Annotated in this window: 25 protein-coding genes; 14 read left to right on the top strand and 11 right to left on the bottom strand. The window is 64.5% G+C overall.

Annotated features, from left to right (window positions below; all coding sequences use genetic code 11):
- Positions 1–2: 2 nt before the first annotated feature.
- The 7 genes from ACU8YE_RS21195 to ACU8YE_RS21165 form a co-directional block, all read right to left on the bottom strand.
- A complete protein-coding gene (locus tag ACU8YE_RS21195) occupies positions 3–1,481 on the bottom strand; it encodes a M81 family metallopeptidase (RefSeq protein ID WP_446929533.1) in 1,479 nt (492 codons plus the stop codon).
- A 19-nt stretch (positions 1,482–1,500) separates the two neighbouring features.
- Positions 1,501–2,763: a Zn-dependent hydrolase gene (locus tag ACU8YE_RS21190; RefSeq protein WP_414563211.1), complete on the bottom strand. Its 1,263-nt coding sequence runs from the start codon at positions 2,761–2,763 to the stop codon at positions 1,501–1,503.
- Positions 2,760–3,473: an ABC transporter ATP-binding protein gene (locus tag ACU8YE_RS21185; RefSeq protein WP_446929532.1), complete on the bottom strand. Its 714-nt coding sequence runs from the start codon at positions 3,471–3,473 to the stop codon at positions 2,760–2,762. Before ACU8YE_RS21185 ends, ACU8YE_RS21190 begins: the two co-directional genes overlap by 4 nt.
- Positions 3,470–4,240, bottom strand: coding sequence for an ABC transporter ATP-binding protein (locus ACU8YE_RS21180; RefSeq protein ID WP_446929531.1), 771 nt, complete (start codon positions 4,238–4,240; stop codon positions 3,470–3,472). Before ACU8YE_RS21180 ends, ACU8YE_RS21185 begins: the two co-directional genes overlap by 4 nt.
- A complete protein-coding gene (locus ACU8YE_RS21175) occupies positions 4,237–5,205 on the bottom strand; it encodes a branched-chain amino acid ABC transporter permease (RefSeq protein ID WP_446929556.1) in 969 nt (322 codons plus the stop codon). The genes ACU8YE_RS21180 and ACU8YE_RS21175 overlap by 4 nt, the downstream gene beginning before the upstream one ends.
- Positions 5,205–6,062 carry a branched-chain amino acid ABC transporter permease gene (locus tag ACU8YE_RS21170; protein WP_316657288.1) on the bottom strand — a complete coding sequence of 286 codons (858 nt, stop codon included), beginning with the start codon at positions 6,060–6,062 and terminating at the stop codon, positions 5,205–5,207. Before ACU8YE_RS21170 ends, ACU8YE_RS21175 begins: the two co-directional genes overlap by 1 nt.
- 61 nt (positions 6,063–6,123) lie before the next feature.
- Positions 6,124–7,323, bottom strand: coding sequence for an ABC transporter substrate-binding protein (locus ACU8YE_RS21165; protein WP_446929530.1), 1,200 nt, complete (start codon positions 7,321–7,323; stop codon positions 6,124–6,126).
- Positions 7,324–7,679: 356 nt separating this feature from the next.
- Between ACU8YE_RS21165 and ACU8YE_RS21160 the strand changes: the two genes are divergently transcribed.
- Positions 7,680–8,519: a FadR/GntR family transcriptional regulator gene (locus tag ACU8YE_RS21160; RefSeq protein ID WP_446929529.1), complete on the top strand. Its 840-nt coding sequence runs from the start codon at positions 7,680–7,682 to the stop codon at positions 8,517–8,519.
- A 4-nt stretch (positions 8,520–8,523) separates the two neighbouring features.
- Here ACU8YE_RS21160 and cynS read toward each other — a convergent pair whose 3' ends face one another.
- Positions 8,524–8,967, bottom strand: coding sequence for a cyanase (gene cynS / locus ACU8YE_RS21155; RefSeq protein WP_232038881.1), 444 nt, complete (start codon positions 8,965–8,967; stop codon positions 8,524–8,526).
- 145 nt (positions 8,968–9,112) lie between these two features.
- Positions 9,113–10,192, bottom strand: coding sequence for a porin (locus ACU8YE_RS21150; protein ID WP_446929528.1), 1,080 nt, complete (start codon positions 10,190–10,192; stop codon positions 9,113–9,115).
- 339 nt (positions 10,193–10,531) lie between these two features.
- On the opposite strand from ACU8YE_RS21150, the gene ACU8YE_RS21145 reads away from it, so the two are divergent.
- The 5 genes from ACU8YE_RS21145 to ACU8YE_RS21125 all read left to right on the top strand — a co-directional run bounded on the left by ACU8YE_RS21145 (position 10,532) and on the right by ACU8YE_RS21125 (position 15,579).
- Positions 10,532–10,648 carry a carbohydrate porin gene (locus ACU8YE_RS21145; RefSeq protein ID WP_446929555.1) on the top strand — a complete coding sequence of 39 codons (117 nt, stop codon included), beginning with the start codon at positions 10,532–10,534 and terminating at the stop codon, positions 10,646–10,648.
- A 14-nt stretch (positions 10,649–10,662) separates the two neighbouring features.
- On the top strand, positions 10,663–11,673 hold the full coding sequence (gene xylF / locus ACU8YE_RS21140) for a D-xylose ABC transporter substrate-binding protein (RefSeq protein WP_232038879.1): 1,011 nt from the start codon (positions 10,663–10,665) through the stop codon (positions 11,671–11,673).
- 70 nt (positions 11,674–11,743) lie between these two features.
- The gene (locus ACU8YE_RS21135) at positions 11,744–13,291 is read left to right on the top strand and encodes a xylose ABC transporter ATP-binding protein (RefSeq protein WP_232038878.1); all 1,548 of its coding nucleotides are present in this window, start codon (positions 11,744–11,746) and stop codon (positions 13,289–13,291) included.
- Between the two features lie 6 nt (positions 13,292–13,297).
- On the top strand, positions 13,298–14,500 hold the full coding sequence (locus ACU8YE_RS21130; protein ID WP_232038877.1) for a sugar ABC transporter permease: 1,203 nt from the start codon (positions 13,298–13,300) through the stop codon (positions 14,498–14,500).
- Positions 14,501–14,652: 152 nt separating this feature from the next.
- Positions 14,653–15,579 carry an NAD-dependent epimerase/dehydratase family protein gene (locus ACU8YE_RS21125; RefSeq protein ID WP_446929527.1) on the top strand — a complete coding sequence of 309 codons (927 nt, stop codon included), beginning with the start codon at positions 14,653–14,655 and terminating at the stop codon, positions 15,577–15,579.
- Between the two features lie 27 nt (positions 15,580–15,606).
- Here ACU8YE_RS21125 and ACU8YE_RS21120 read toward each other — a convergent pair whose 3' ends face one another.
- Entirely contained in the window at positions 15,607–16,650 is a 1,044-nt protein-coding gene (locus ACU8YE_RS21120) for a LacI family DNA-binding transcriptional regulator (protein ID WP_446929526.1), read from the bottom strand.
- Between the two features lie 114 nt (positions 16,651–16,764).
- Positions 16,765–17,658: an EamA family transporter gene (locus tag ACU8YE_RS21115; protein ID WP_433868372.1), complete on the bottom strand. Its 894-nt coding sequence runs from the start codon at positions 17,656–17,658 to the stop codon at positions 16,765–16,767.
- A gap of 98 nt (positions 17,659–17,756) precedes the next feature.
- On the opposite strand from ACU8YE_RS21115, the gene ACU8YE_RS21110 reads away from it, so the two are divergent.
- The 8 genes from ACU8YE_RS21110 to ACU8YE_RS21075 all read left to right on the top strand — a co-directional run bounded on the left by ACU8YE_RS21110 (position 17,757) and on the right by ACU8YE_RS21075 (position 25,134).
- On the top strand, positions 17,757–18,572 hold the full coding sequence (locus ACU8YE_RS21110) for an AraC family transcriptional regulator (RefSeq protein ID WP_446929525.1): 816 nt from the start codon (positions 17,757–17,759) through the stop codon (positions 18,570–18,572).
- A 265-nt stretch (positions 18,573–18,837) separates the two neighbouring features.
- A complete protein-coding gene (locus ACU8YE_RS21105) occupies positions 18,838–19,371 on the top strand; it encodes a hypothetical protein (protein ID WP_446929524.1) in 534 nt (177 codons plus the stop codon).
- Complete coding sequence (locus tag ACU8YE_RS21100) at positions 19,368–19,865, top strand: hypothetical protein (RefSeq protein WP_343621350.1); 498 nt, start codon at positions 19,368–19,370, stop codon at positions 19,863–19,865. The genes ACU8YE_RS21105 and ACU8YE_RS21100 overlap by 4 nt, the downstream gene beginning before the upstream one ends.
- 260 nt (positions 19,866–20,125) lie before the next feature.
- Positions 20,126–20,482 carry a hypothetical protein gene (locus tag ACU8YE_RS21095; protein ID WP_232038870.1) on the top strand — a complete coding sequence of 119 codons (357 nt, stop codon included), beginning with the start codon at positions 20,126–20,128 and terminating at the stop codon, positions 20,480–20,482.
- Between the two features lie 168 nt (positions 20,483–20,650).
- Entirely contained in the window at positions 20,651–20,935 is a 285-nt protein-coding gene (locus ACU8YE_RS21090) for a hypothetical protein (RefSeq protein ID WP_440818760.1), read from the top strand.
- Complete coding sequence (locus ACU8YE_RS21085) at positions 20,932–21,198, top strand: hypothetical protein (RefSeq protein ID WP_260803540.1); 267 nt, start codon at positions 20,932–20,934, stop codon at positions 21,196–21,198. Before ACU8YE_RS21090 ends, ACU8YE_RS21085 begins: the two co-directional genes overlap by 4 nt.
- Positions 21,199–21,205: 7 nt before the next feature.
- Entirely contained in the window at positions 21,206–22,828 is a 1,623-nt protein-coding gene (locus ACU8YE_RS21080; RefSeq protein ID WP_446929523.1) for a PepSY-associated TM helix domain-containing protein, read from the top strand.
- Positions 22,829–22,947: 119 nt separating this feature from the next.
- Positions 22,948–25,134 (top strand): TonB-dependent siderophore receptor, encoded by a 2,187-nt coding sequence (locus ACU8YE_RS21075; RefSeq protein ID WP_446929522.1) that lies wholly within the window; start codon positions 22,948–22,950, stop codon positions 25,132–25,134.
- Positions 25,135–25,330 lie beyond the last annotated feature (196 nt).

Below are 25,330 nucleotides of genomic sequence, written 5' to 3'. Positions count from 1 at the left end.
GCTCAGGCAGTCGCCGCTTCTGCATCGAGCGGAAACACGGGCCGCTGCACCTTCGCAAACGGAAAGCGCGCGTAGTCTGAACTCGTTACGCCGCCGCCGTCGCACTCCACCACGGCTTTTGCGATGGGCACGAACACGGGCCGGCAATACATCCGCGACTTCAACAGCACGAAGCGCGCGGCATGCGGATCCACGCCGATGTGCGTGAAGATGCCGAGGTCCCAATGCTCCTGCGGCGTCTCCGTGACGACGATCTGCGCGGCGCCGATGTCGAGCAGCGCCGTTCGCCCCATGCGGATGCGCTGGCCCGTATAGGTCGGCCCCGTGATGGTGTATTCGCCGTCGCTGATGGCGACGACCTTGCCCGTCAGCGCGCGCGGCACCGGGTAGATGCCCAGTTGGGTGAGCGGCACCTTGTCGCCTATGGGCAGCGTGACCGTGGCACCCTCGCCCGCCTCGATCATCGCCGCGACGGCTTCCGGATCGCACACCGGCCCGACAGCGATGCCGCTCAAGCCTTGCTTCAACGCTTCGTGCAGGACGTGCATGTCGTCGCACGTGCCGCCGGACATGCAGTTGTCGCCGTGGTCGAGCAGCAGCACGGGGCCGCTGCCCGATGCGTCCGCCAACTTGGCTGCGCGCGCAATCGATTCGGTCAGCGGTTCGGAGCGGTATACGAACCCTTCGCGGTCGGCCCAGATGGCATCGGCAATCCGTTGCGCTGCAGCGTCGGCGGCATGTTTGTCGCCGTTGCCGACCACCACGATGGAAAGGCACGGGGCGGCTATGTCCGCCAGCCCGAATCCGGCCAGGATCGACACGGCCAGCATGCCGTCCTGCTCGGCCTGCCTAGCCAGCGCCACAGCGCGGTGCATCGCGCCTTCATCGGTGCGGCTGCGCAGCGTGTGCGTGACCAGCGGCAAGCGGCGCCATGCCAGCACAGGGTTCGCACGCCCGGCCAGCTTGTCGAACAGCAGGCGCCCTGCGTGCTCGCCGGTTTCGTACATGTCGACATGCGGATACGTCTTGAAGCTGACGGCGATGTCGGCCAAGTCGATGAACTTCTGCGTGAGGTTGCCGTGCAGGTCCAGCGCGACGGCAATCGGCACATCGGGCACGACCGCGCGCAGGCGTTCGAGCAGGTCACCTTCACCGTCGTCGCTGTTCTCCGCGACCATCGCGCCGTGCAGGTCGAGCAGCAGCGCATCACACCCGGGCGCAGCCGCGACAATCGCGTCGCACAACGTGCTGTACGCGTCGGCTGCCACGCGTCCGCTGGGGTTCGCACCGGCAACGACGGGCACGACGATTTCCGCACCGGCCGCCTCGGCCAGATCGATGAACGCACCGGCCGCCGTGCGCGTGCCCTTGGCGGCGCGATAAGCGTCATCGCCGTAGTGCGGATGGAACGATGCCAGCGGTGTCGGCACCGGCGAGAACGTATTGGTCTCGTGATTGAAGCGGGCGATCAGGATACGCATGGGCGGTCGGGTGGTGGTGTCAAACGCGGCCGGCGGCCTGCAGCATCGCGTGCAGCAGCACGTTGGCCCCGGCTTCCAGATGTTCGGGGCGGGCGTCTTCGATCTCGTTGTGGCTGATGCCGTCCTTGCACGGCACGAAGATCATCGCGGTGGGGGCCACGCGGGCAAGGTAGACCGCGTCGTGGCCTGCGCCGCTGATCACATCCATCTCTGACAAGCCCAGCTTGCGGGCTCCGCTGCGCACTGCGTTCACAAGCGTGGCGTCAAACGGCTGCGGCGGGAAGTAGACGACCTGGCGCAAGGCGATATCGATGCCGCTGCGTGCGCGCAGTTCGGCCACTGCCTCATGCAGTGCCGCGTCCATGTCGGACAACATCGCATCGTCGGCGGCACGAAAATCGATCGTCATCGATACTTGGCCCGGAATCACGTTGCGCGAATCCGGATGCACGCTCAGACAGCCCACCGTGGCGCGCGCATGCGGCGGGCGCTCGAGCGCGATGCGGTTGGCAATGCCGACCAGTTCTGCGGCGGGCAGCAACGCATCGCGGCGCAGCTCCATCGGCGTGGGGCCGGCGTGCGCCTCCATGCCGGTCAGGACCACGTCGTACCAGCGCTGGCCAAGCGCGCCCGTCACCACGCCGATCGTCGTGGCGTGCGCCTCCAGCACCGGCCCTTGCTCGATATGCGCTTCAAAGTAGGCGCCAACCTGCCTGCCGCCAACTGGCTCGGCGCCCGCGTAGCCGATGCTGCGCAGCGCCTCGCCCACGGCCACGCCGTCGCGGTCTTGTGCGGCCAGCACGGCGTCCAGCGCAAACTCGCCGATGAACGCGCCGGAGCCCATCATCACCGGCACGAAGCGCGAACCTTCTTCGTTGGTCCACACGGCCACTTCGATGGGCGCTTCCGTTTCGATGCCCGCGTCGTTGAGCGTGCGCACGACCTCGATGCCGGCAAACACGCCGTAGTTGCCATCGAACTTGCCGCCGGTCGGCTGCGTATCGATGTGGCTGCCCGTCATGACGGGCGGCAGCGCGTTGTTGCGTCCCGGCCGGCGCGCGAACAGGTTGCCGATGGCATCGACGCGCACGGTGCACCCAGCAGCCTTTGCCTGCGCGACAAAGAAATCACGCCCCTGGCGGTCGAGATCCGTCAGCGCCAGGCGCCGCACGCCACCCTTGGGTGTCGCGCCAATGCTGGCCTGCTGCATGAGCGTGTCCCACAGGCGCGCGCCGTTGATACGGAGTTGAGTCTCTGTCGTCATCATTTCTCGCAAGTTCATGCAGCCAGGCCGACACCAAGGTAGCGGTCCTTGATGGCGTCGTCGGCGCGGAAGGCTGCGTTGCTGCCGGTGTAGACCACGCGGCCCTGTTCAATGATCACGTGGCGGTCAGCGAGCTGCGTGCAGACCTCCAGGTTCTGCTCGACCAGCAGGATGGACACGCCCGCCTGCTTGATGACCTTCAGCTGCGCGACGATCTCTTCCACGATGACGGGCGCCAGACCTTCGACCGGCTCGTCGAGCATCAGCAGACGCGGATGGTTCATCAGCGCGCGGCCGATGGCCAGCATCTGCTGCTCGCCGCCGGAGAGATTCGCGCCGCCGTTGCGCCGCCGCTCGTGCAGGCGCGGGAAGATGCGGTAGATGTCGGCCAGCTGCCACGGAGAATCGCGCCGCGCGCCGAGCTTGAGGTTCTCTTCCACCGTCAGCAGCTTGAAGATGCCGCGATGCTCGGGCACGACGCACAAACCCTGCGCGGCAATGCGATGCGCCGGCTGTCCGGCAATGTCCTTGCCCCGAAAGCGCACATGCCCACGCGGCGTCACCACACCGGCGATCGCCTTGAGCGTGGTCGACTTGCCCGCGCCATTGCGGCCGAGCAGCGTCACGAGTTCACCCTCGCCCACCGATAGCGCCACGCCCTGCAGCACGTGGCTCTTGCCGTAATAGCCGTGGAGGTCTGCAACGTCGAGAATCGCCGTCGTCGTCATTTCTTGCCTCCCGTGATCATGTTGCCGAGATACGCGGCGCGCACGCGCGGGTCCGACCGCACGGCGTCGGGCGTGCCCTCCATGAGCACCTTGCCCTGCTGCATGACGGTGATCGTGTCGGAGATGTCCATCACGATGTCCATGTTGTGTTCGATCAGCACGACGGTGTGGTCCTGCGCCAGGCCGCGAATGAGCGTCTTCATGGCGGGCAAATCGTCTACGCCCATGCCGGAAGTCGGTTCGTCGAGGAAGATCGCGCGCGGATTGGCGGCCAGCGCCATGCCGACTTCCAGCCGACGCTGCTGACCATGCGAGAGCGCGGCGGCCGGCGTGTCGGCCAAGCGCGGCAATTCAAGGCGATCGAGCACGCGGTCGACCGTATCGCTGCAGGCAAGATCGCCCTGCGGCAGGCGCCAGCCGTGCATGGCGCGGCGTGGCGTGGTGCCGAGTGCCGCCAGGCGCAGGTTCTCGCGCACGGACAGGCTCGGGAACAGGCTCGTCACCTGGAACGAACGCGCGATGCCGCGCTGCACGCGCTGGAAGTCTGCCTCGCGCGTCACGTCGTGGCCATCGAAGACGATGGTGCCGCTGGTGATCATGCGCGTGCCCGTGAGCATGTGGAACAGCGTGGTCTTGCCCGCGCCGTTGGGGCCAATGACGGAGTGGACCGTGCCGGGCATCACACGCAAATCGACGCCGCCCAGTGCGGTGAACTTGCCGTACTGCTTGACGATGCCCGTGGCTTGGAGGATGGGCGTGGTGGTCATGCGCGCTCCTCCTGCACCGCCGGTGCGTTACGCGGTGCACGCACGCGTTGCCACAGCTTCTGGCCGAGCGCGAACAGCCCGCGCTGCATGAACAGGCTCACCGCGATCAGCAGGAAGCCGAGCAGCATCAGCCAGCGCGGCCACAGGCTGGAAAGCCAGTCCGACAGCAGCACATAGAACGCCGCCCCCAGCACCGAGGCAAACACGTTGCCCGTGCCGCCGATGACGGTCATCACCAAGATCATCTCGCTGACGTGGTAGTCGATATTGGCCAGCGGCGCGATGCCCGTGAGCATGGCGTGCAGCGCGCCGGCCAACCCAGTAACGGCACCGGAAATGACAAACGCCAGCAGCTTGAATGCGCGCACGTTGTAGCCGACGGCGAGCGCACGTTCTTCGTTGTCGCGGATCGCCAGCAGCGTGCGGCCGAATACCGATTCCGTCACGCGCTGCACGAGGAAAAACACGACAAGGAACAGCACCGCGACGAACGCGTAGAACGCCCACGGCGACGCCGCAAACGCCGGGCGCGGGATGTCGAGCAGGCCGTTATCGCCACCCGTGAGCGATGGCGTGGTGTAGGCCAGGAAATAGAACATCTGCGAGAAGGCCAGCGTGAGCATGACGAAGTACGTGCCGCGCTGGCGGATGGCGAACCACCCAACCACCGCCGCCACGATTGCTCCGACAACCACGGCCAGAACAAGCGCCACCGGCATCGGCAGCGCCAGTTGCGTGAGACCGATGCCCGCGGCATAGCTGCCGAGCCCGAAGAAGATGCCCTGCCCGAACGACAGCAACCCCGTGTAGCCGAGCAGCAGGTTGCAGGCCATCACGGCCATCGCATAGACGAGCACTTCGGTGGCCAACGTGCCGGACGTCAGCACCAGCGGCAGCAACAGCGTCACGCCCAGCGCCAGCCACCAGAAGCGGTGACGCGACAATCCCTGGAATGCGGCTTGCATCATCCCCTCCCCAGCAGGCCGTGCGGGCGCAGCAGCAGCACGGCTGCCATCGCCACGTAGATCATCAGCCGCGCGCCCTCGGGCCACAGCGTGCTCATCAGGCTCTGCACGATGCCGACCAGCAGGCCGCCGACCAGCGCTCCCGCAAAACTGCCCATGCCGCCCACCACCACAACCACGAAGGCGACGCCGAGTGCCTCCACCCCCATGAAGGGCTCCGCGCCGCGAATGGGCGCAGCCAGCACACCGGCCACCGCCGCCGTGGCCGCACCCAGCGCAAACATCAGGCTGAACAGGCGAAACACGTTGATGCCGAGCAGCGACACCATCTCGGTCGATTCACTGCCCGCGCGCACCGCGCTGCCCAGGCGCGTGCCCTCCAGCAGCCACCACAGCCCGAGCGCCAGCACGGCGGTAAAACCGATCACGAAGAGGCGATATTTCGGATAGACGAAATCGCCCCACATCACCACGCCCTGCAGCGCGTCGGGCGTCGGCACATCCACGCCCAACGGCCCCCACGCGACGATGATGAGTTCCTGCACCACCAGCGCCAGCCCCACGGTGACGACGATGTGGAACTCGTGCGCCTGCGCATACACGTGGCGCAGCAGCACCTTCTCCGTCACCCAGGCAAGCGCGCCGATGACGATGGGCGCGAGCACAAGCGCCAACCAGAAATTCATGCCTAGTTGCAGGGCCTGAAAGCAGAGATACGCACCGAGCGCATAGAACGCGCCGTGGGCAAAATTGACGAAGCGCAACAGCCCGAAGATGATCGACAGCCCCACCGCCAGCAGGAAGTAGAGCATGCCGATCCCCACGCCGTTAACGACCTGGAGCAGGTAGACGTTCATTGGAATCGCAGGTGGAGAGACGAGCACCCGCACCCTACGTTGAGTGCGGGCGTATGACGCATCAGGTCAGCTTGCACTGCGTCTGTTCGACCGGCAGGAAGGCTTTGCCCACCGACACCACTTCGGCAAAGTCGTCCTTGTCCTTCATGCGGCTCTTGGGCTTGCCCTTGAGCAGGTAGTAGTTCTTGAGCACCTGGTGGTCGGCTGCACGAATTTCTTCGGGGCCCGTCAGGCCGTCGTACTTCATGCCCTGCAGCGCGGCAATCACGGCCTTCGGATCGGCGCTGCCGGCCTTGATCATCGCGTCGAGCAGGATCTTGGTGCAGGTGTAGGAGCCCGCGAGGCTGTAGTTCGGGTTGGACTTGAACGCAGCCTGCGTGCGTTTCACCAGATCGTGGTTGGCGGGCGTATCCACGTCGTGCCAGTACTGCGCGCCAAAGTACACGCCATCGCACAGGTCGGCGCCGAGCGATTCGAACTGCTCCAGGCCAGACGCCCACGCCACCAGGATCGTCGTGTTCTTCTTCATGCCAAAGCTCACCGCCTGGCGCAGCGTGTCGGACGATTGCGAGCCGAAGTTCAGGATCAGCAGCACGTCGGGCTTGGCGGCCATCGCGTTGGTCAGGTAACCGCTGAATTCCTTCTCGGTGAGCGCGTGGTAGCTGTTGCCCACATGCTCGATGCCCTTTTCCTTGAAGATGTTCTTGGCCGCCGAGAGCAACCCGTCGCCAAACACGTATTGCGGCGTGATGGTGTACCAGCGCTTGGCCTTGGGCATCGATTCGATCAGCGGGCGCACGGTGCGCTCGATGGCGCCGTAGGTCGGCACCGACCAGCGGAAGGTCGCGCGGTTGCAGTCCTTACCGGTAATTTCATCGGCCCCTGCGGTGGTGATGAACACGCCGCCAAACTTCTCCGCCTCCTTGCCCATCGCCAGCGATTCGGACGACAGGATGCCGCCCGCGAAGTAGCGCGCATTCTTCTGCTGCGCGAGTTCCTGCACCTTGCGCACGGCCGTGGCCGGCTTGCCTTCGGTGTCGAGCACGCTATACGCCAGCGGCCGGCCGAGCACCTTGCCGTATTGCTCCACGGCCAGCTTCATGCCGAGGTCGGCAAACTTGCCGTTGGCGGCAAACGGACCGGACATCGGCACCGGGCAGCCCAGTTCGATGGCATCGGCCGCCCACGCAGAACGGGCCTGCAGCAGCGAGGCGGGCACGGCGGACAGCGCCGCCAGTTTGAGCAAGTCTCGACGATTCAAAGCGCACTCCTTGGGTTCGTGTGGATGACAGAACAGCGCTCGGAGCCACCACCGACGGCAGCTTCCTCCTAGCCTTGACCGGCGAGGTTTTCGCCGACCATCACGTCGAGCAAGAACCAGACCAGTTTCTTATATTTGTTATGATAAATAGGCGAAATCATCATAGAAGCCGCGTCCACGCCGCGTCAACGACGACGAGGTCGGTGTTTACGCCAAGGTGTGTGCGATGGAGGTGCCGGGCGACGATGCGGAAACGCGGTGCGTGCGCACGATCGAAGGGCATGCATGCACCACTTCGGGCAGCCCGTGCAGCACAACCCGGCAGTTAGAATGCGCGCAACTAGGAACGGACATTCATGGCCACACTCGGAGCAGGCAAGACGGCGTCAATCGGCATCCGCAAGCAGAAGCGCGCCGACCTCGTTGCAGAAGAACTGAAGCGGCTGATCACGCAGCGCAACCTCAAGCCCGGCGACAAGCTCCCGCAGGAGATCAAGCTGCAGGAAACCTTCGGGGTGAGCAAGGGCACGATTCGCGAGGCGCTCAAGTCTTTGGAGGTGCAGGGCCTGGTGAGTGTGAGCACGGGGCCCGCCGGCGGCGGCACCATCGTCGAGGTGCCGCTGGACCGCACGTTCCAGCTCATGCAGAACTATCTGTTTTTCAAAGACATCGGGATTGCAGACGTCTACACCGTGCGCCGGCTGCTTGAACCAGAGCTGGCCGCCGGGGCGGTGCCGCATCTGACGGACGGCGACTTCCGCGCACTTGAGCACACCATCGACCTGTGCGACCCGGCTTCTGCCAAGGCCGCCGCGCCGCTCGACCAGCGTCAGGAAGACCTCAGCTTTCACGACATCCTGGCCGCAGCCAATCCCAACCCGATGCTGCGGTTCTGCTGCGAGCTGATCAACGAAATGATTCGGCAGCTTGTGGTGTTCGGCAACGAAACGTCACCGAAGGACCACGCCAAGTTCGGCGCGTCCAACGTCAAGTTCCACCGGCAGATTCTGGATGCGGCACGCGCGCGCGACGCCGAGACCGTGCGCGAACTCATGAGCACGCACATGGAAGACTGCACGCATCACGTCACGCGAATGAAGGGCCGGGTGCACGGCCGCCTCGTGCTCGATTCCGAGATGCCGCGCCGCCATCGTCCCGTGCTCGACGAACACGACGACAGCGGCCACGAAGACTGATCGCTCAGTAGGTTTTGTACGGCAGGAACTTGCCGCTCATGACGATGCGCACGCGATCGCCCTTCGGGTCGGGCTCGCGGGTGAGGTCCATGTTGAAATCGATCGCGCTCATGATGCCGTCGCCAAACTCTTCGTGGATCAGCGCCTTGAACGTTGTGCCGTACACGCTGACGAGTTCGTAGAAGCGGTAGATCAGCGGATCGGTCGGCACTGCCGTGGGCAGCGACCCCTTGTACGGTGGCACCTGCAGCAGCGCGATGGCCTCTTCAGGCAGATCCAGCGCCGCGCCAACGGCCTTTGCCTGCGCTTCGGTCAGCGTCATCTGGCCGAGCAGCGCTGCGGTGCTCCATTCCTTGCTGTGGCCGATGAGCTCGGCCAACTGCGTCCACGTCAGTTTCTTTTTGATCTTCTGCAGGACGATCAGATCCGTTACGTCTTCGCGTTGCATGGCGGCTCCCTGGGTTGGCTGAGAAAGTGCAGCCCGCGACATGAGCAAGGTCAATGCCAACCAGGGAACGCCGCGCCTGCTTTGCGGAGGTTGCGCAGATGACGGCCATGCCGCCATCGCGCTTTGAGGCGTGACGCGAAGCGCGTCAGAACCAGTGCATGATCCCGGTGTACACGCCTTGCTGGCCCGAACCCGGCGACGGCTTGCCGCCGCCCGCCTCAACCGAGAAAGACGCATTGCTGCCGTTCATCACGGTACCGATGGTGCCGTACAGCAGCGTGCGCTTCGAGAAGTAGTAGTTGGCGCCCACCGTCAGCAGCGTGCCATTTCCGCCGCCCTGGTTACGGTTCGCCCTGTATGCACCGCCGATCAAGGTCAACGCTGGTGTGACCTGATAGTTGGCCCCCAGCCAGTAGGTTTGCTGATGGGTCGCGCCGCTCGGGTTGTCCGCATCCGCAACAGTGGCGCCACCCGACTGGATACGGCTGTAGCCGCCGAACAGCTTGACGTCACCGATCTGATAGGTGCCACCTGCCGTGAACAGGCGGGAAGCCGTATAGAGGTTGGTGAACTCGCCGTTGGTGTCGCGAATTTCTTCGTAGAACGCCTTGAGCATCAGCGGGCCGCTCTGGTAGGCCAACGCACCGGCAAGCTGCCTGCCGGCATTGAAATGCCCTGCGGTTCCGTTCAGGCCCGCCTGGGCACGGAACGAGAAGCCGCCCCAGGTCGGCGAGTTATAGGTGATCGCCTTCTGGCGCGAGCCCCAGGTGCGATTGGCCTGCAGCGTCTCGGCGCCCATGTTCTGCAGACCCATCGGGTCAATCGACCATGTCTCGCCATCGGGGATGCCCATGGCGCGGCCCAGCAACAGCGTGCCATACGTCTTGCTCGACAGCCCGACGACCGCGAAACGATTGAACAGCGCGTCCGACGAACCGGAACCCGAGTTGAAGCCGTTCTCGAGGTTCATCACGGCAGACAGCCCGCCACCCAGATCCTCGGAACCCTTGAGGCCCCACATGCTGGTCCCCCATTGGTTGCCGCCGTACTGCAGGTTGCTGGCGGTGCCGTTTGCTGTCGCGATCTTGTTCGTGTAGTCGATGCCGCCGCCGACGCGGCCATACAGCGTGACACTGCTCTGCGCGGCAGCCAGGCCGCTGGTCGCTGCCAGCAGGGCTGCAGCGGCCGCGATGGCAATCCGCTGGGATGGGTTCTTGATACGCATAGCTTTCGTCTCCTCAATTTGGCGTTGTCTTTGTTCGTTCGAGCCGAGTCTCTTGGCGGGCCCGGACAGGAGAATGAGGAGAATTGACAGCGCTGTCAATGTAGGGAGTTGCCCTAGTTCTTTGCCAAGGCACGTCACTGCAAGGCGTTGGAGACAATCGCGTGTGGTGCCTCGGACCTAGGGCAAATCCCGAGATTGACAGCGCTGTCAATTTTGACCATTCTCCAGTCCCAACCGGCCCGTGAACCGGATGCCGGTGCCGGCCAAAACGCCCTTGCGCGTGATGGCGACGAATCTCCATGTGCGCGAGCCGTCCTGCGGCTGGCCACAGAGCCGTCGATGTACTTCCGTCCTAATCTGCAGTACATCTTGCATCCGGACGGCACCAGCCAGAACAAGAACGCGTTCGTGATCAGGCTGACAGCCGGCAAGCGTTCTGAACGACAACATCAATGAAGAAGGAGACATTCATGCTTTCCCGCGTACTGAACACCATTGCCGCTGCCGCGGTCCTCACTTTCGCAGCCACCTCGGCCCACGCCAGCAAGGAAGCCCCGGTGATCGGCTTCTCGATCGACGACCTGCGCGTGGAGCGCTGGACGCACGACCGGGACTACTTTGTCGAATCGGCCAAGAAGCTGGGCGCGACCGTGAACGTGCAGTCGGCCAACGCCAACGAAGCCAAGCAGATCGCCCAGATCGAAAACCTGATCGCCCAGAATGTCGACGTGCTCGTGATCGTGCCGTTCAACTCCAAGGTGCTGGGCAACGCCATCGCCAGCGCCAAGAAGAAGGGCATCAAGGTGGTGTCGTATGACCGCCTGATCCTGAATGCCGACATCGACGGCTACGTGACCTTCGACAACGTGAAGGTGGGCGAGCTGCAGGCGCAGGGCGTAGTCAAGCTGGCACCGAAGGGCAACTATTTCCTGCTGGGCGGCGCCGCCACCGACAACAACGCCCGCCTGCTGCGCGAAGGCCAGATGAAGGTCCTCAAGCCGTACGTCGACAAGGGCGACATCAAGATCGTCGGCGAGCAATGGACGCCGGAGTGGGACCCCTCCAAGGCGCAGAACATTGTTGAGAATGCGTTGACCGCAAACAACAACAACATCCAGGGCATCGTCGCCTCCAACGACGGCACGGCCGGCGGCGCCATCCAGGCGCTGGCACGCCAGAAGCTGGCAGGCAAGGTGCCGGTGTCGGGTCAAGATGCCGACCTGGCCGCCGTGCGCCGCGTGGCTGAAGGCACGCAAGCCATGACGGTGTACAAGCCGATCAAGGAAATTGCCGCCACCGCCGCCGAGATGGCCGTCGACTTCGTCAAGGGCACCACGCCCAAGTTCAACACCAAGCTGAACAACGGCAAGAAGGACGTCGATACCGTGCTGCTGACCCCGACGCTGCTGACCAAGGACAACCTGGATAGCACCGTCGTCAAGGACGGCTTCTACACGCATCAGCAGATCTTCGGCAAGTAAGCAGCCGGTGCAGCAGTCGGTCGTCGGTCATCGGCGGCCAGTGGTCAGTCGTAGTCAGTAGGAGAACGCCATGAGCAGTAACGGCACCCTGTTCGAGATGCGCAACATCGTGAAGTCGTTCTCCGGTGTGCGCGCGCTCGACGGCGTCAGCCTGGCAGTCAAGCCGGGCGAGTGCGTCGGATTGTGCGGGGAGAACGGCGCCGGGAAATCGACCCTCATGAAGGTGCTGTCGGGGGTCTACCCCTACGGCACCTTCGAAGGCGAGATCCTGTGGGAAGGTGAGCCGCTGCACGCGCATTCCGTGCGTGACAGCGAGCGCGCCGGCATCGTCATCATTCATCAGGAACTGATGCTGGTGCAGCAGCTCTCCGTCACGGAGAACATCTTCCTCGGCAACGAGATCACCAAGCCGGGGGGCCGCATGGACTACGACGCCATGCACGCCAAGGCGGAAGAGCTGCTCGCCCGCCTGCGCCTGACCGACGTGAACGTGGCCGCGCCCGTGATGAACTACGGTAGCGGCCACCAGCAGCTCTTTGAGATCGCCAAGGCGCTGGCCAAGAACGCGCGGCTGTTGATCCTGGACGAGCCGACGTCTTCGCTGTCCGCCAAGGAAATCGAGGTGCTGCTGTCCATCATCGACGACCTCAAGCGCAGCGGCGTGGCGTGCGTGTACATCTCGCACAAGCTCGATGAGGTCAAGCGCGTGTGCGACACCGTCACCGTCATCCGCGACGGCAAGCACATCGGCACGCGCCCCGCCGCCGAAATGACCATCGACAACATCATCACGATGATGGTCGGTCGCGAAATGACATCGCTCTTCCCCAAGGTGGAACACACCGTGGGCGAAGTCGTGATGGAAGCGCGCAACGTCACCTGCTGGGATGTCACCAACCCGAACCGCAAGCGCACCGACAACGTGAGTTTTGCCGTACGCCGCGGCGAGATTCTCGGCGTTGCCGGTCTGGTGGGCGCAGGGCGTACGGAGATGGTATCGGCGCTGTTCGGCGCCTACCCTGGCCGCTCCAGCGCCGAGATCATCATCGAAGGCAAGCCGGTCAAGGTCAGCACACCCGCGCAGGCGATTGCCAACGGCATCTGCCTGGTGCCCGAAGACCGCAAGCGCCACGGCATCGTCCCGCTGATGGCCGTGGGCGAGAACATCACGCTCGCCACGCTGGCTCAGTACGCACGCGGTTTGCGTGTCGACAAGGGCGCCGAACTCACCACCGTCGACCGCGAAATCAAACGCCTGCGCATCAAGACCGCAAGCCCCGCACTGGCGATTGCCAGCCTCTCCGGCGGTAACCAGCAGAAGGCCGTGGTCACGAAGATGGTGCTGGCGATGCCGAAGGTGCTCATCCTCGATGAGCCCACGCGCGGTGTCGACGTCGGCTCCAAATACGACATCTACAAAATGATTGCCGACCTGGCCGCCAGCGGCGTGGCGATCATCATGGTTTCTTCCGAGATGCCGGAAATCCTTGGCATGAGCGATCGTGTCCTGGTCATCGGCGAAGGCCAGTTGCGCGGCGACTTCGTCAATCAAGGCTTGACCCAGGAGCGCATCCTGGCTGCTGCAATCAACGCTGAACCCGGCCGCCAAGCGGCTTGAATTGCCATGTCCAATATCCTGCAATCCCAACTCGCCCGCCAAAACGGCGGCAATGGCGGCCCGCGCCTGGATGGCCGCGCCATCCAGCAACTGTTCGTGCGCTACAAGGTGCTGGCGCTGCTGCTGGCCGTCGCACTCATCTGGATCTTCTTCTACTTCCAGACCAACGGCACGTTCCTCAAGCCCAACAGCATCTCCAACCTGTTCCTGCAGATGTCGGTGACGGGCATGCTGGCCTGCGGCATGGTGTTCGTCATCATCGCAGGTGAGATCGATCTTTCAGTCGGCTCGCTGCTGGGCCTGCTGGGCGGGCTGGTCGCCATCCTGACCGTCAACCTCGGATGGAACACCTGGCTGGCTGTGGGCACGGTGCTCGTGGCGGGCGCGGCCATCGGCGTGGTCAACGGTTTCATCACGACCAAGCTGCGTGTGCCGTCGTTCATCGTTGGCCTGGGCGGGATGCTGGCCTTCCGTGGCTTGCTGCAATGGAGCACCGACAGCGTGACGATTGCCCCGGTGCCTGATGACCTCGGCAACCTCGCGCAGGGCTTCGTGCCGGCATGGCTGTCGTGGTCGCTGGCCGCCGTCATCGTCGTGGGCTCGGTTGTGCTGACCGTGCGCCGCCGTCGCGAGCGCGCTCGCCTATCGCTCTCGCTCACGCCGATCTGGGCGGACGGGCTGAAGCTGCTGGCCATCGCCGCCGCCTCGTTCGGCTTCGTTGCGGTGCTCAACGACGCCAGCGGCGTGCCGCTGCCCGTGCTGATCCTGCTGGTGCTGCTGGCCATCTTCTCGTACGTCGCAACACAGACCGTCTTCGGCCGTCACGTCTATGCAGTGGGCGGCAACATGGAAGCCACGCGCCTGTCCGGCGTGAACGTCGGCCGCGTCAAGCTGCTGGTGTTCGTGCTGATGGGCCTGATGTGCGCGTTCGCGGGCATCATCACCACGGCCCGTTCGGCCGCAGGTTCGCCCTCCGCCGGTGTGGGCGGCGAACTGGATGCCATCTCGGCCTGCTTCATCGGCGGCACGTCGATGCGCGGCGGCTCGGGTACGGTGTACGGCGCGCTGATTGGCGCGCTCGTCATGGCCAGCCTCGACAATGGCATGCAGCAGATGAACGTCGACGCCTCGTGGCAGATGATCGTCAAGGGTGTGGTGCTGGTGGTCGCAGTGCTGATCGACGTGCTGTCGGGCTCCAATCGCGGCTGACCTCGGCGGCTGACGTCGGCAGACGCCACACAACTCCTGGGCCCGTCTGGGCCCCCTCCTGATCTCGAACGACACGGCGGCGCGCGATGGTGTTGCAGCGCCAGCCGCCGGTCGCGCCTTTCTTTCCTTCATCCCGAACGGAATTCCACATCGTGGCTGACTACCAAACCCCTGCTCGCGTTCTTGTGACCGGCGTCGCTGGCAACCTAGGCCGCAAGGTCGTCGAGGCACTGGCCTCCGCCCCGTGGTGCACCTCCATCATCGGCGTCGACTGGGTTGCACAGAACATCGAGTTCTCTCCGCAAGCGGCCCAACGTTTCCAATGGGTCAAGGCCGACCTGACGCAAGCCGATGGTGCATGGACGGATCTGCTGAGCAACGTCGATGCGGTCATCCACCTGGCTGCCATCCACTCCACGCCAGACGCCACGTGGGAGCAGGCGCTGGCCTCCTACGGAATGACGCTCAATGTGCTGCAGGCCGCCGCCACGCACGGCGTGCGCCGCTTCGTGTTCGCCTCGTCCAACCACGCGATGGGCGCATACAAGGACCAACCCCTGGCTGGCACCATCGGCCCCGGTAAGCTCACCGCCGAGCTGCCGCCCGCCCCAGGCACGCGCTGGAATAACGGCACTGAAGACGTCTACTCACTCGCCTACGGAACGTCCAAGGCAATGGGCGAACGGCTCTGCAAGGCAGTGGGCGCCGTCTGCGCAGCCAACGGCGGCAAGCTGTCGATCGTGTCGCTGCGCATCGGCTGGGCGCTACCCGACGAGAACGACCCCAACGACATCAACTATTCCGGCACCGCCGGCACACCCGTGCCGACGGAGCTGCCCGATGAGGCCAGCCGCACCGCACTGCGCTGGTTCCGCAACATGTGGCTCTCGAATGGGGATTTGCGCCGGCTTTTCCTGTGCTCCATCACGGCCGACCCGGCGCGCTGGCCAGCACCGGCCATCGTCGTGAATGGCGTGTCGAATAACAGAGGAATGGATTGGGGCCTGGAGACCGGGCGCGAGTTGCTGGGGTATGACCCGCAGGATGACTTGTATGGGTTGATCGAACAACCAGCCTGATCGCCGCCTTGGCGCCGGCCAGACCGCTCAACGCGTCGCCGGCGCGCAAGTCGATTCCCGAATCACCAGCTCATACTGCAAGTTTTCGTGCACCGAATGCGGCTTCAGCCCCGGCAGATGCGGACGATGAATCGCAATGAGCTGTTCCACAGCCGCATGCGCCATCGCCTGGATCGGCTGGCGCACGGTGGTGAGCGCTGGCCAGAGCTGGCGTGAGAGCGGCGTGTCGTCGTAGCCGCAAATGGAGAGTTCTTCGGGCACCTTGATGCCGCGCGCCTGGGCCACCCGCAGCACGCCGGCGGCCATATCGTCGTTGCCCGCGAAGATGGCGGTGGGACGTGGCTCGCAGGACAGCAACCGCTCAGCGCAGGCCACGCCAGACTCGAACGAGTGCTCGCCCTGCTCGACCAATCGTTCGTCGACTTCGATGCCGGCCTGCGCCATCGCGTCGCGATAGCCGAATACGCGCTGATACGCCGCGCCATGGGCCGGGTCGCACACCACGAAGCCGATGCGGCGATGCCCGAGCCCGATCAGGTGCAGCGTCATGTCGCGCGCGGCAGCGCGGTCTTCGGTGTTGACGGACAGCCCTTTGTGTTCGCGGTCGGCGGGAGCCAGGCGCACGTAGTCGATGCCGGCTTCATCCAGTGCCGTAATGAGCGACGGCACGTCCGACACCGGCGGCGTCAGGATGATGCCGGCCAGGGCACGCTGGCGCGCACTCTGGATGATCTGCTGGGCGAGGTTCGGGTCGCGGTAGTTGCAAGGGGTCAGCAGCAGGCTGTAGTCGAGCGCCTGGCAGGCTTCGAGCGCGCCATGCTGAATGTTGACGATGTAGTTGTCGGAGGGGTTGTCGTAGACCAGCGCGATGATGTCGGCGCGCTTGCTGGCCAGTCGCCGGGCAGCCGGGTTGGGCCGGTAGTCGAGCGCCTGCATCGCCTCGACCACCTTCGCGCGCGTCTTCTCGCTGATGTTGGGCTCGTGATTCAGCACGCGCGAGACGGTCTTGATGGACACGCCCGCATGCGCGGCAACATCATCGACGGTGACAGCTCCTGCGTTGCGCTTCATGGTCTGACGATGGTCTGGCGAGAGTGGTTCTGGAACACGGAACGGGCGCCATCACGCGCCCGTCAATGTGTTCGATTTTACCGCCAACCCCCGCGCGGCGCGGCCGAAAAAAAACTAACGGGCGCTCAATCCCGAACGGCCGATCGGCAACCGGACGATGCCTTGCGCCAGGCTCACGCCCAGCAGAACGAGGCCGCCCCCGATCCAGTGATACCCGTGCACCGTCTCACCCAGCATCACGGCAGCCATACCGGCCGTGAAGACCGGCATCAGGTTCATCAACACCGCCGTACGCTCGCTGCCGATGCGCTTGAGCCCCTGCATCCACAGATACGACGCGGCGATCGACGAAGCAATGCCGGCATAGACCACCAGCCCGATGCCCTTGGCCGGCACGGCCAGGCTATGCGCCGTCATGGCCAGTGGCACGAGCATCACGACGGCCATCAGTACCTGCACGTACAGGTTGAGCCACTGCCCGAACGGCAGCGCCCAACGACGATAGAGGATGTTGTAGAGCGCATATGCAGTGGCGCCGGCAAGCACCAGCACGTCGCCGTGGTTGATGCCGCCGTCGAACAGGTTGGCCGGCTCTCCGCGCCCCAGCAGATACAGGACGCCCAGGAGCGACACCACCACGCCCGTCACGGCTTGGGCCCCGACCGGCTGGCGGAATACCACCACATTCAGCATCAGCCCGAGCATCGGGACCAGCGCCCCGATCACGCCCATGTTGGTCGCGCTCGTGCTGTGCGCCGCGTAATACGCCAGGCATTGGTACATCACCATGCCGAGCAGCGCGAGCACCGCAAAGCGCCGCCACTGCGCCAGCACAGCCCGACGTTGACGCCACAGCGGCCGCGCGCAGAACGGCGTGAGCACGATGGCCGCCAACAACCACCGGTAGAACGAAATGGCCGCCGGGTCCACTACCCCGGCCGCGGCCTTCGACACGATCGTGTTGGCGGCCCAAATCAGCACCGCCATCAAGGGATACAGCACAGGCACGACGGCCTCCTCGAACACTGGAAGACGGCAGTGTAGTAATGTCCGGTTCAAAACATATACTTCGAACCGGACAACATCACCCCTCGAAAGCGACAACCGTGGCTGACACTCTGTACACCGCCTACCGCGATGCCGATCGACGGGTGCCGCAAGGAGCCCCGTTCTACTTTCGCTACGACCATTTCGAGCCGGAAACCGATATCGAGCCGCACACGCACCCGTGGGGCCAGATCAACCGCATCAGCCTCGGGTTGATGGAGGTGGTGGTCGATGGCCGCCGGCTGACGGCACCCGCCGAATACGTGATCTGGGTGCCGGCCAACCAGCCCCACTCGGCATCGATCCGGCAGGCGACGGACTTCCTCTCTGTGTACATGGCCGAACCGCTTGCGCAGCGGCTGCCGCCCATGGCCTGCCTGATTCCGCAGACGCCGCTGGTGCGCGCGCTCTTCGAAGACTTCGCCACGCGCCGCGTCACCACCATGACCGACGAATGGGACCTGCGCCAGTTCGAGCTTCTGGTTGAAACGTTGGTGCGCGCCGGCCACGCCGACAGCTACCTGCCCGACAGCACCGATCGCCAGCTCGAGCCCATCCTGCACGCCATCCGCCTGGACCCGGCCGAGGCCACCACGCTGCAGCAATGGGCCGAACGCGTGCACAGCACCGAACGTACCCTTGCGCGCCGCTTCCAGACCGAACTGGGTATGAGCTTCGTGCAATGGCGCAACCGCGTGCGCCTGCTGCGGGCGCTGGTGTGGCTCAAGGAAGACCGCCCCGTGCAGGACATTGCGCTCGCGCTCGGCTATGGAACACCCTCGGCGTTTATTGCGATGTTCCGCAAGCAGGTGGGGTTTTCGCCCGAGCGCTATCGCCGGCAGATGTGCGGCGAGACCGAACGCTCCGGCGCATAGGCCATCGGCATCAAGGTGCGGAAGCGCGTGGAATCGTGCGCGCGCTGCGACGGTTCGAACCGCAAGCGAATGGGCCCGGTATCGGCACGGGTACGGAGGGTTTTAATGCGTTGGCCACGCAGTTGAAGGGGCTTTGCCCAGGCTGGGCACTGGCAACACTTCGCTGCAACAACTCAAAACAATTGTGAGAAACCGCGCCGCATCGCCGTTTGCGGGCCGCCATGTCCTTTAGAATTCGCTCTGTTGCAGATTTGGAAGTCCACACATGCGCACACCTCGGTTCGCATCTGCCCGGATGCTGGGCAGCGCGCTCACCCTGAGCACGTTGGCACTCAGCGGCTGCAGTTCACTGATGTCGGAAGGCACGACCACGGCGGCCGGTATCGGGGGTGCAGCCCTCGCCGCCAAGGTGACCGACAACGCCGCGGTGGCCACCGGCATCGGGCTGGGCGTACAGGCCGGCGCACGGGCCGCGTTGCAGCACAGTCAGCGCGTTGTCCACACCGAAACGCAAGACCACATCGCGCAGATTGCCGGGGCGCTGGCCGACAACACTGTCGGCAACTGGCAGGTCAAGCACCGCATTCCCTTGGAGCCCGACGAACACGGCCGCGTGGTGGTCACGCGTTCGATCAACGCGCCGCTCGTCAACTGCAAGGAAATCCTCTTCACCGTGGACGGAGTTGAAGACGGCGCCGCAAAGGTCGACTTCTTCGTCGCGTCGATCTGCCATGACGGCAAGCAATGGAAGTGGGCGACGGCAGAACCGGCCACGGCGCGATGGGGATCGCTGCAATGAGCCGCGCGCGCTGGTTTGCCGCAGCGTGTGCGGGCCTGATGACTGGCTGCTCGTCGGTCGGGCCGTTGACCGGCGCCGCGGCGGGCGTGGCCACCGGCACCGTCACGGGAAACCCGGCAGTGGCTTATGGCGTGGCGGTGTCGGTCAACGCCGCGACCGATGCGTCGATCAAATACGCAACGCGCAAATGGGCCGCCAGCGAGCAGGATGCGCTGGCCATGGCAGTCGGGCGGTTGAGTGACAGCACGCCTTCGCTCAACTGGTCGCTCGAACGCATGATGGGCCTGACCAAGGCGCACGGCCAGGTCGTGTTGGTGCGCACGTTCACGACACCGCTGGCCACCTGCCGCGAGGCCGTGCTGACCGTTCAGGAAGCCCAAGCGCCCAAGAATACGCCCGGTGCCGGTTACACGATCTATGCGTGCCAGAACGGCAGCACATGGCAATGGGCCAACGCCGAGCCCGCCGTGCCGCGCTGGGGCAACCTGCAGTAGCGCGCTTCGTCCATCGGCGCTGAGCAGCCACGCGCGCGGCACTCGCCTAGACGCTCCCCGGCGCCGAATTAAGCATCGGTCAGACGAGACATTAGAAAGTTTCACCTCAGATTGTTGCAGAACGGGCCGTTCTGGGGGATGCGCTTTCTGCGCGCCCTCTCTACGATGCGGGCGCGCTTTCGATGCGGGGGCAGCGCGTCAGCCATATGCGCTGTGGCATCGAAGCGGCTTTCCAAACTCCATCAATAAGAAGGACTTTCATGTTTCGCATTTTCGTATCCGGTATTGCCCTTTCTCTTGCCCTGTCTGGTTGCGCGGTCAGCGTCGGCAGTGGAACGGGCGTTGACAAGATTGCCGACGCCACGCAGGAATCGTTGCAAAAGCAATTCGTCCCAGGCGTCGCCAAACGTGAGGACGTAGCGCTCGAGCTGGGCGCGCCGAGCGACAAGGCGGCGGCCGGCGGTCTCGACATCTGGAACTATCGTTACGCGCGAAACGCGGCGATCGGCGTCGTGTTTGTCGGGATTCCGATTGGTTCGAAGAAGATCGCCTCGTTCTACTTCGACGATGCCGACGGCGTGCTCAAGAAGATCGAATACAAGGTCCTGCAGCAGTAACCCCTTTCTCGCCTGCCGTGCCCGCCACCTTGGTGCGGGCGCGGCATGGCCAACATCTCCTTTCCGCAGTACGTCAATTCCCCCAATGGCAACGCGCGAACAAGGCTGGCTTGTTAAATTTAATACGAATCATTATCATTTGTGTTCTCAAATAAATTGAACACTGCCATGCACGGTATTGCCCTCCTGCTCGGGCTGCTGGCGGCGGGCTGCCTGTATGCGGCCGTGCCCAACCAGGTGTTGCTCGCGCCCGCTTCGCGCCTGCGCAGGCGCGTCCTGTGTAGCGTTGCCGTTGCGTTGTCGGTCATCGCCGTGGTGCTGTGGAACGACGTGCTCGGCTGGGCGGGGGCTGTTATCGCGGTGGTGCTGGTGGTCACGGGTGCGTTGTCGCTGTGGCCCATGGTGGGTGCGTGGATGCAGCTACGGCGTGCAGGCGTTGAGGCGCGGTCATGAACGGCATGGGCACCAAGTGGCTGGCCGGTACCGTTCTGGGGCTGCCGCTGTCGGTCGCGCTGTGCACGCTGTCGATTCTGTGGCTGCCGGGCGGCTGGGAAAGCGGCGTCATCGGCGCGCTGCTCGCGTGCCTGCCGCTGTGGGCCGTAATCATCAGCGTGAGCGTGCTGTTTTCAACCAGCGCCCGCGCGTGGAGCGTGCTGGCGGCCGCCAACGCGGTTTCGTTCGGCGTGCTCTGGCTACCGCGCCTGATGGTGACCTGACCTCGCCATGAAATCGACGACCTTGCGTCTGTATCAGACGCTGCATACCTGGGTGGGCCTGATAGCGGGTTGGGCGCTATTCATCGCGTTCTTTGCGGGGGCGCTCACCGTGTTCCATGAAGAACTGCATGCGTGGCAGAACCCGCTGCGCGCCAGCCATGCGGCCGTCGCCACCACCCCTGCCGATATCGACCACTTCGTAAACGCGCTGGTCCGCACGCATCCGGCCGCTGCGGCCAGCGCGTACGTCATCTTCCCGAACGAGGGCGAGCCGGATTTCTCCGCGTATTGGCAGACCAGCAAAGGCGATTGGCAGATGACGACCGGCAGTGGGCTGGCGGCTGGCAAGACCTCGCCGAAAGACCTGTCGATCGAGCCATCGAGGGGCGAGCTGGCCAATTTCCTGAACCGGCTGCACTACTCGCTGGGTCTGGACGCGCCGGGCATGTACTTCATGGGCGTGATCTCGGTGCTCTACGGTGTGGCGCTCATCTCAGGCGTGCTGCTGCACCTGCCGCGCCTGAAGAAGGATTTGCTGGCCGTGCGCCCAGGGCGCAATCTCAAGCGCTTCTGGATGGACATGCACAACGTGCTCGGACTGTTCAGCCTGCCCTTCCACCTCATCTTCGCGATCACAGCGCCGGTGCTGTGTCTGAGCATCGTGCTGATGACCGTGTTCAACACGGTGGCGCTCAACGGCAAGCTGTTCGACGCGGTGCCGCGTGTAACCACGGCGGCGGGCACGGTGGTTACGGCCAACCGCGCAGCGCCGATGCTGCCAGCCGAGCAACTGCTGGCCCGTGCACGCGAGTTGACCGACCCGAACTTCACCATCAAGTCGATTCACTACCAGCACATTGGCGATGCGAATGCCGTGGCGGAGCTACGCGGCAGCAGCACACGAGCGGTCGGCGACTACGGCTCGGTGGCGATTCACGCAGCGGCCAACCAACCCAACAGCGGCAAGCTCGTCGGCAACCAGACGCCCGATGCGCGCGACACCAACCACGCCATTTACAGCCTCGTCTACGGCCTGCACTTCGGCACTTACGGCGACATCGCGCTGCGTCTCGCGTATCTCGTGATGGGACTGGCGGGGGCCTTTGTCTTCTACTCGGGCAACCTGCTGTGGATCGAATCGCGCCGCAAGCAGCGCAAGGCAGAGCAACCGCGCCTGCATCAACTGCTGGCCCGCGCCACGGTGGGCGTGTGCATCGGATGCTGCGTCGGCGTAATGGCGACATTCCCGGCGGCGCTGCTGTGGCCGGAGCGTTCGGCGGGCGTGACGTACTACACCGTGTTCTTCGCGGCGATTGCCTGGGCGATGCTGCGGCCGCCAGCACGCGGCGCCGTGGAACTGCTGAGCGCTGCCGCCATTGCAGCAGTGCTAGCGCCCATCACCAATGCCGTCGTCACCGGCGACCACCTGCTGCGCACGATGGCGCGTGGCGATTGGATGGTGGCCGGTTTCGACCTGGGTGCACTGGCGCTTGCGTGCGGCTTTGTCGGCCTTGCGCGTGCGACGCTGCGCCGGGCGCGCCACGGTGCGCCTGATTCTGTCTGGGCCACACCGGTGCGTGAAGCGCGCGTCGGCAATGACCTGCATCCGAGCGTCGCCAGAGAGCCATAGCTCCACACGCTCCGCACCAAGAAACCACAACACCCGCACAGAACTCCGCGCATGCCGAACGTCGGCTCGCGCGTGACTGCGCACGCCTGTCCACAACATTGATCCAGGGGAGCTTGATCATGCGAGCCGTTGCTTTACCACCCGCTTCACGTCGTTCCATCAACCGCCTTCGCCCAACGCCGCTGGCGCGGCGGCTCGCGCTGGCATTCGTCGCCATGGGTGCAGGCGCATCGGCGTACGCGCAGCAGACCACCACGCAGGTCGACCTGCCCGCCACGCAAGTCACTGCCGGCAAACCTGCTGCCTATGGCGCAAAGCAGGCCAGCACCGGCGCACTGGGCGACAAGGCTGTGCTCGACACGCCGTTCACCATCAACGTTGCCACGCAAGAGCTGATCCAGAACCGTCAGGCGCAGACCATCGGCGAGGTGTTCAAAGGCGATCCGGCGGTCACCGCCAACAACGACGGGTACATTGGCGAGGCGTCGAACATCACCATCCGCGGCCTGCAGCTCGACTTACTGGAGGGCTACAAGGTCGACGGCCTGGCCGTGCCCAACTGGGGCAGCGATGTGCCGCTCGAACACTTCGAGCGCGTGGAACTGCTCAAGGGCCTGTCGGGCTTCATGTATGGCTTCGGCACGCCCGGCGGCATCGCCAACTTCGTGACCAAGCGCCCGACCAACACCTTTGGCGGCAGCGCCACGTTCGGCTTTACCAGCGGCGGCACGCTCAAGGAATCGGTCGATGTGGGCGGGCGCTTCGGCCCGACCAAGGCCCTGGGCGCGCGCCTGGGTGTGGTGCATGAAGAAGGCGACACCTTCGTCGACGGCGGCCATATCAAGCGCGACTCCGCATCATTGGCGCTCGATGCGCGCATCACGCCGGATCTGCAGTGGTCGTTCGACGGCCTGTACATGCAACGCAACGTGCAGGGTGCCTACTACGGCATCATCCCCGGCCAGGATTTTGGTGTGCCGGTCACGGAGTTCGTGCGCACGCCGCGCGCCATTGACGGCAGCCAGCGTGTGTCATCACCAGGCTCGTATTACGAGACCGAGATCAAATCCGTCGGCACCGAACTGAACTGGGCCGCCACGCCCGACTGGAACGTGCGCGCCGCCTATCGCTACACGCAGCAGAACCGCGGCAACGCCGACAGCGCGATCCAGCTGACAGACAACGCAGGCAACTTCAGCGAGCTGCAGTACAGCTCGTACCAGCGCTACCAGTACAGCCAGGCGCAGGTGATGGCCAACGGCAAGGTGCGCACAGGCCCGATCGAGCATGAACTCGTCTTCGGCACCTCGTGGCAGAGTCTCACGCAAGCCACGGGCGGCTTTGCTTCCACGCTGCTCGGCACGGGCAACTTGTACGACACGTCGGCGTTCGTGTCGTCCGGGGCGACACCAATGCGGGTGCCTGCGTCCGACGGTCTGGCTCGCACATCCAGGATCGATCAGACCGCCATCTTCGCCAGCGATACGGCCAAGTTCAACGAGCACTGGTCGGTGCTTGGCGGGTTGCGCTATACGCGTTTCAACCAGACGGGCTACAACGCCGACGGCAGCACCTCCGCCAAATACACCCGCGAGCCGATCACGCCCACGCTGGCGGTGATGTTCAAACCCGTCCAGCCGGTGACGCTTTACACAAGCTACGTGGAATCGCTTGAGGCCGGCGCCACCGCACCCATCACGGCACTCAACGCGGGCACGGTATTCGGGCCGCTCAAGAGCAAGCAGATTGAGGTGGGCGCCAAGGCCGAACTCCACGACTGGACATTCGGCGCGGCGCTGTTCCAGGTGCAGCGCGGGCTGGCGTATCTGCGGCCGGATAACGTCTATACGCAAGACGGCATGACGCGCTATCGCGGGCTGGAGTTGAGTGCACGCGGCAAGCTCGCGCGTAACTGGACGCTGCTGGGCGGGGTGCTGTTCATGAACTCAGAGAACACGGAGTCCGATGCGTCCGTGCTGGGCAAGCGCGCCTACGGGTCGCCGCGCTTCAAGGCGACGGCCTATGTGGAATATGCCGTGCCGCCGGTGCCGGGGCTCGTGCTGTCGGCAGGTGGGCAGTACGTCGGCAACTCGGCGCTTGAGGCGGACAACAGCAACATCGTGCCGGGGTATCACACGTTTGATGTGGGGGCGCGGTATTCGACCAAGGTGGGCGGCAAGCCGGTGACGCTGCGGTTCAACGTCGACAACCTGACGAATGAGAAGTACTGGTTGCCGAGCTGGGGGTTCATTCTGGTGCAGGGGGCGCCTCGGACGTTTAGGGCTAGTGCTACGGTTTATTTTTGATTTTTTTGTTTTGGTGTTGGTGGTGCATCTCTTGTTTCATCCCCTGCCGGGGCTGACTCACTTTCTTTGGTCTTGCCCAAAGAAAGTAAGGGCGGTTTCAAGCCCCAAGTGCAACAGCGGGGTCAATGACGATTCCCTGCTTGGCGCAGTTCTCAATAAAGGCTTCTGCTGGAGTGCGCCAGCCGAGGGTTTTACG

The sequence above is a fragment of the Ralstonia sp. VS2407 genome (genome assembly GCF_052950655.1).
This window is presented reverse-complemented; position numbering and strand designations above follow the sequence as displayed.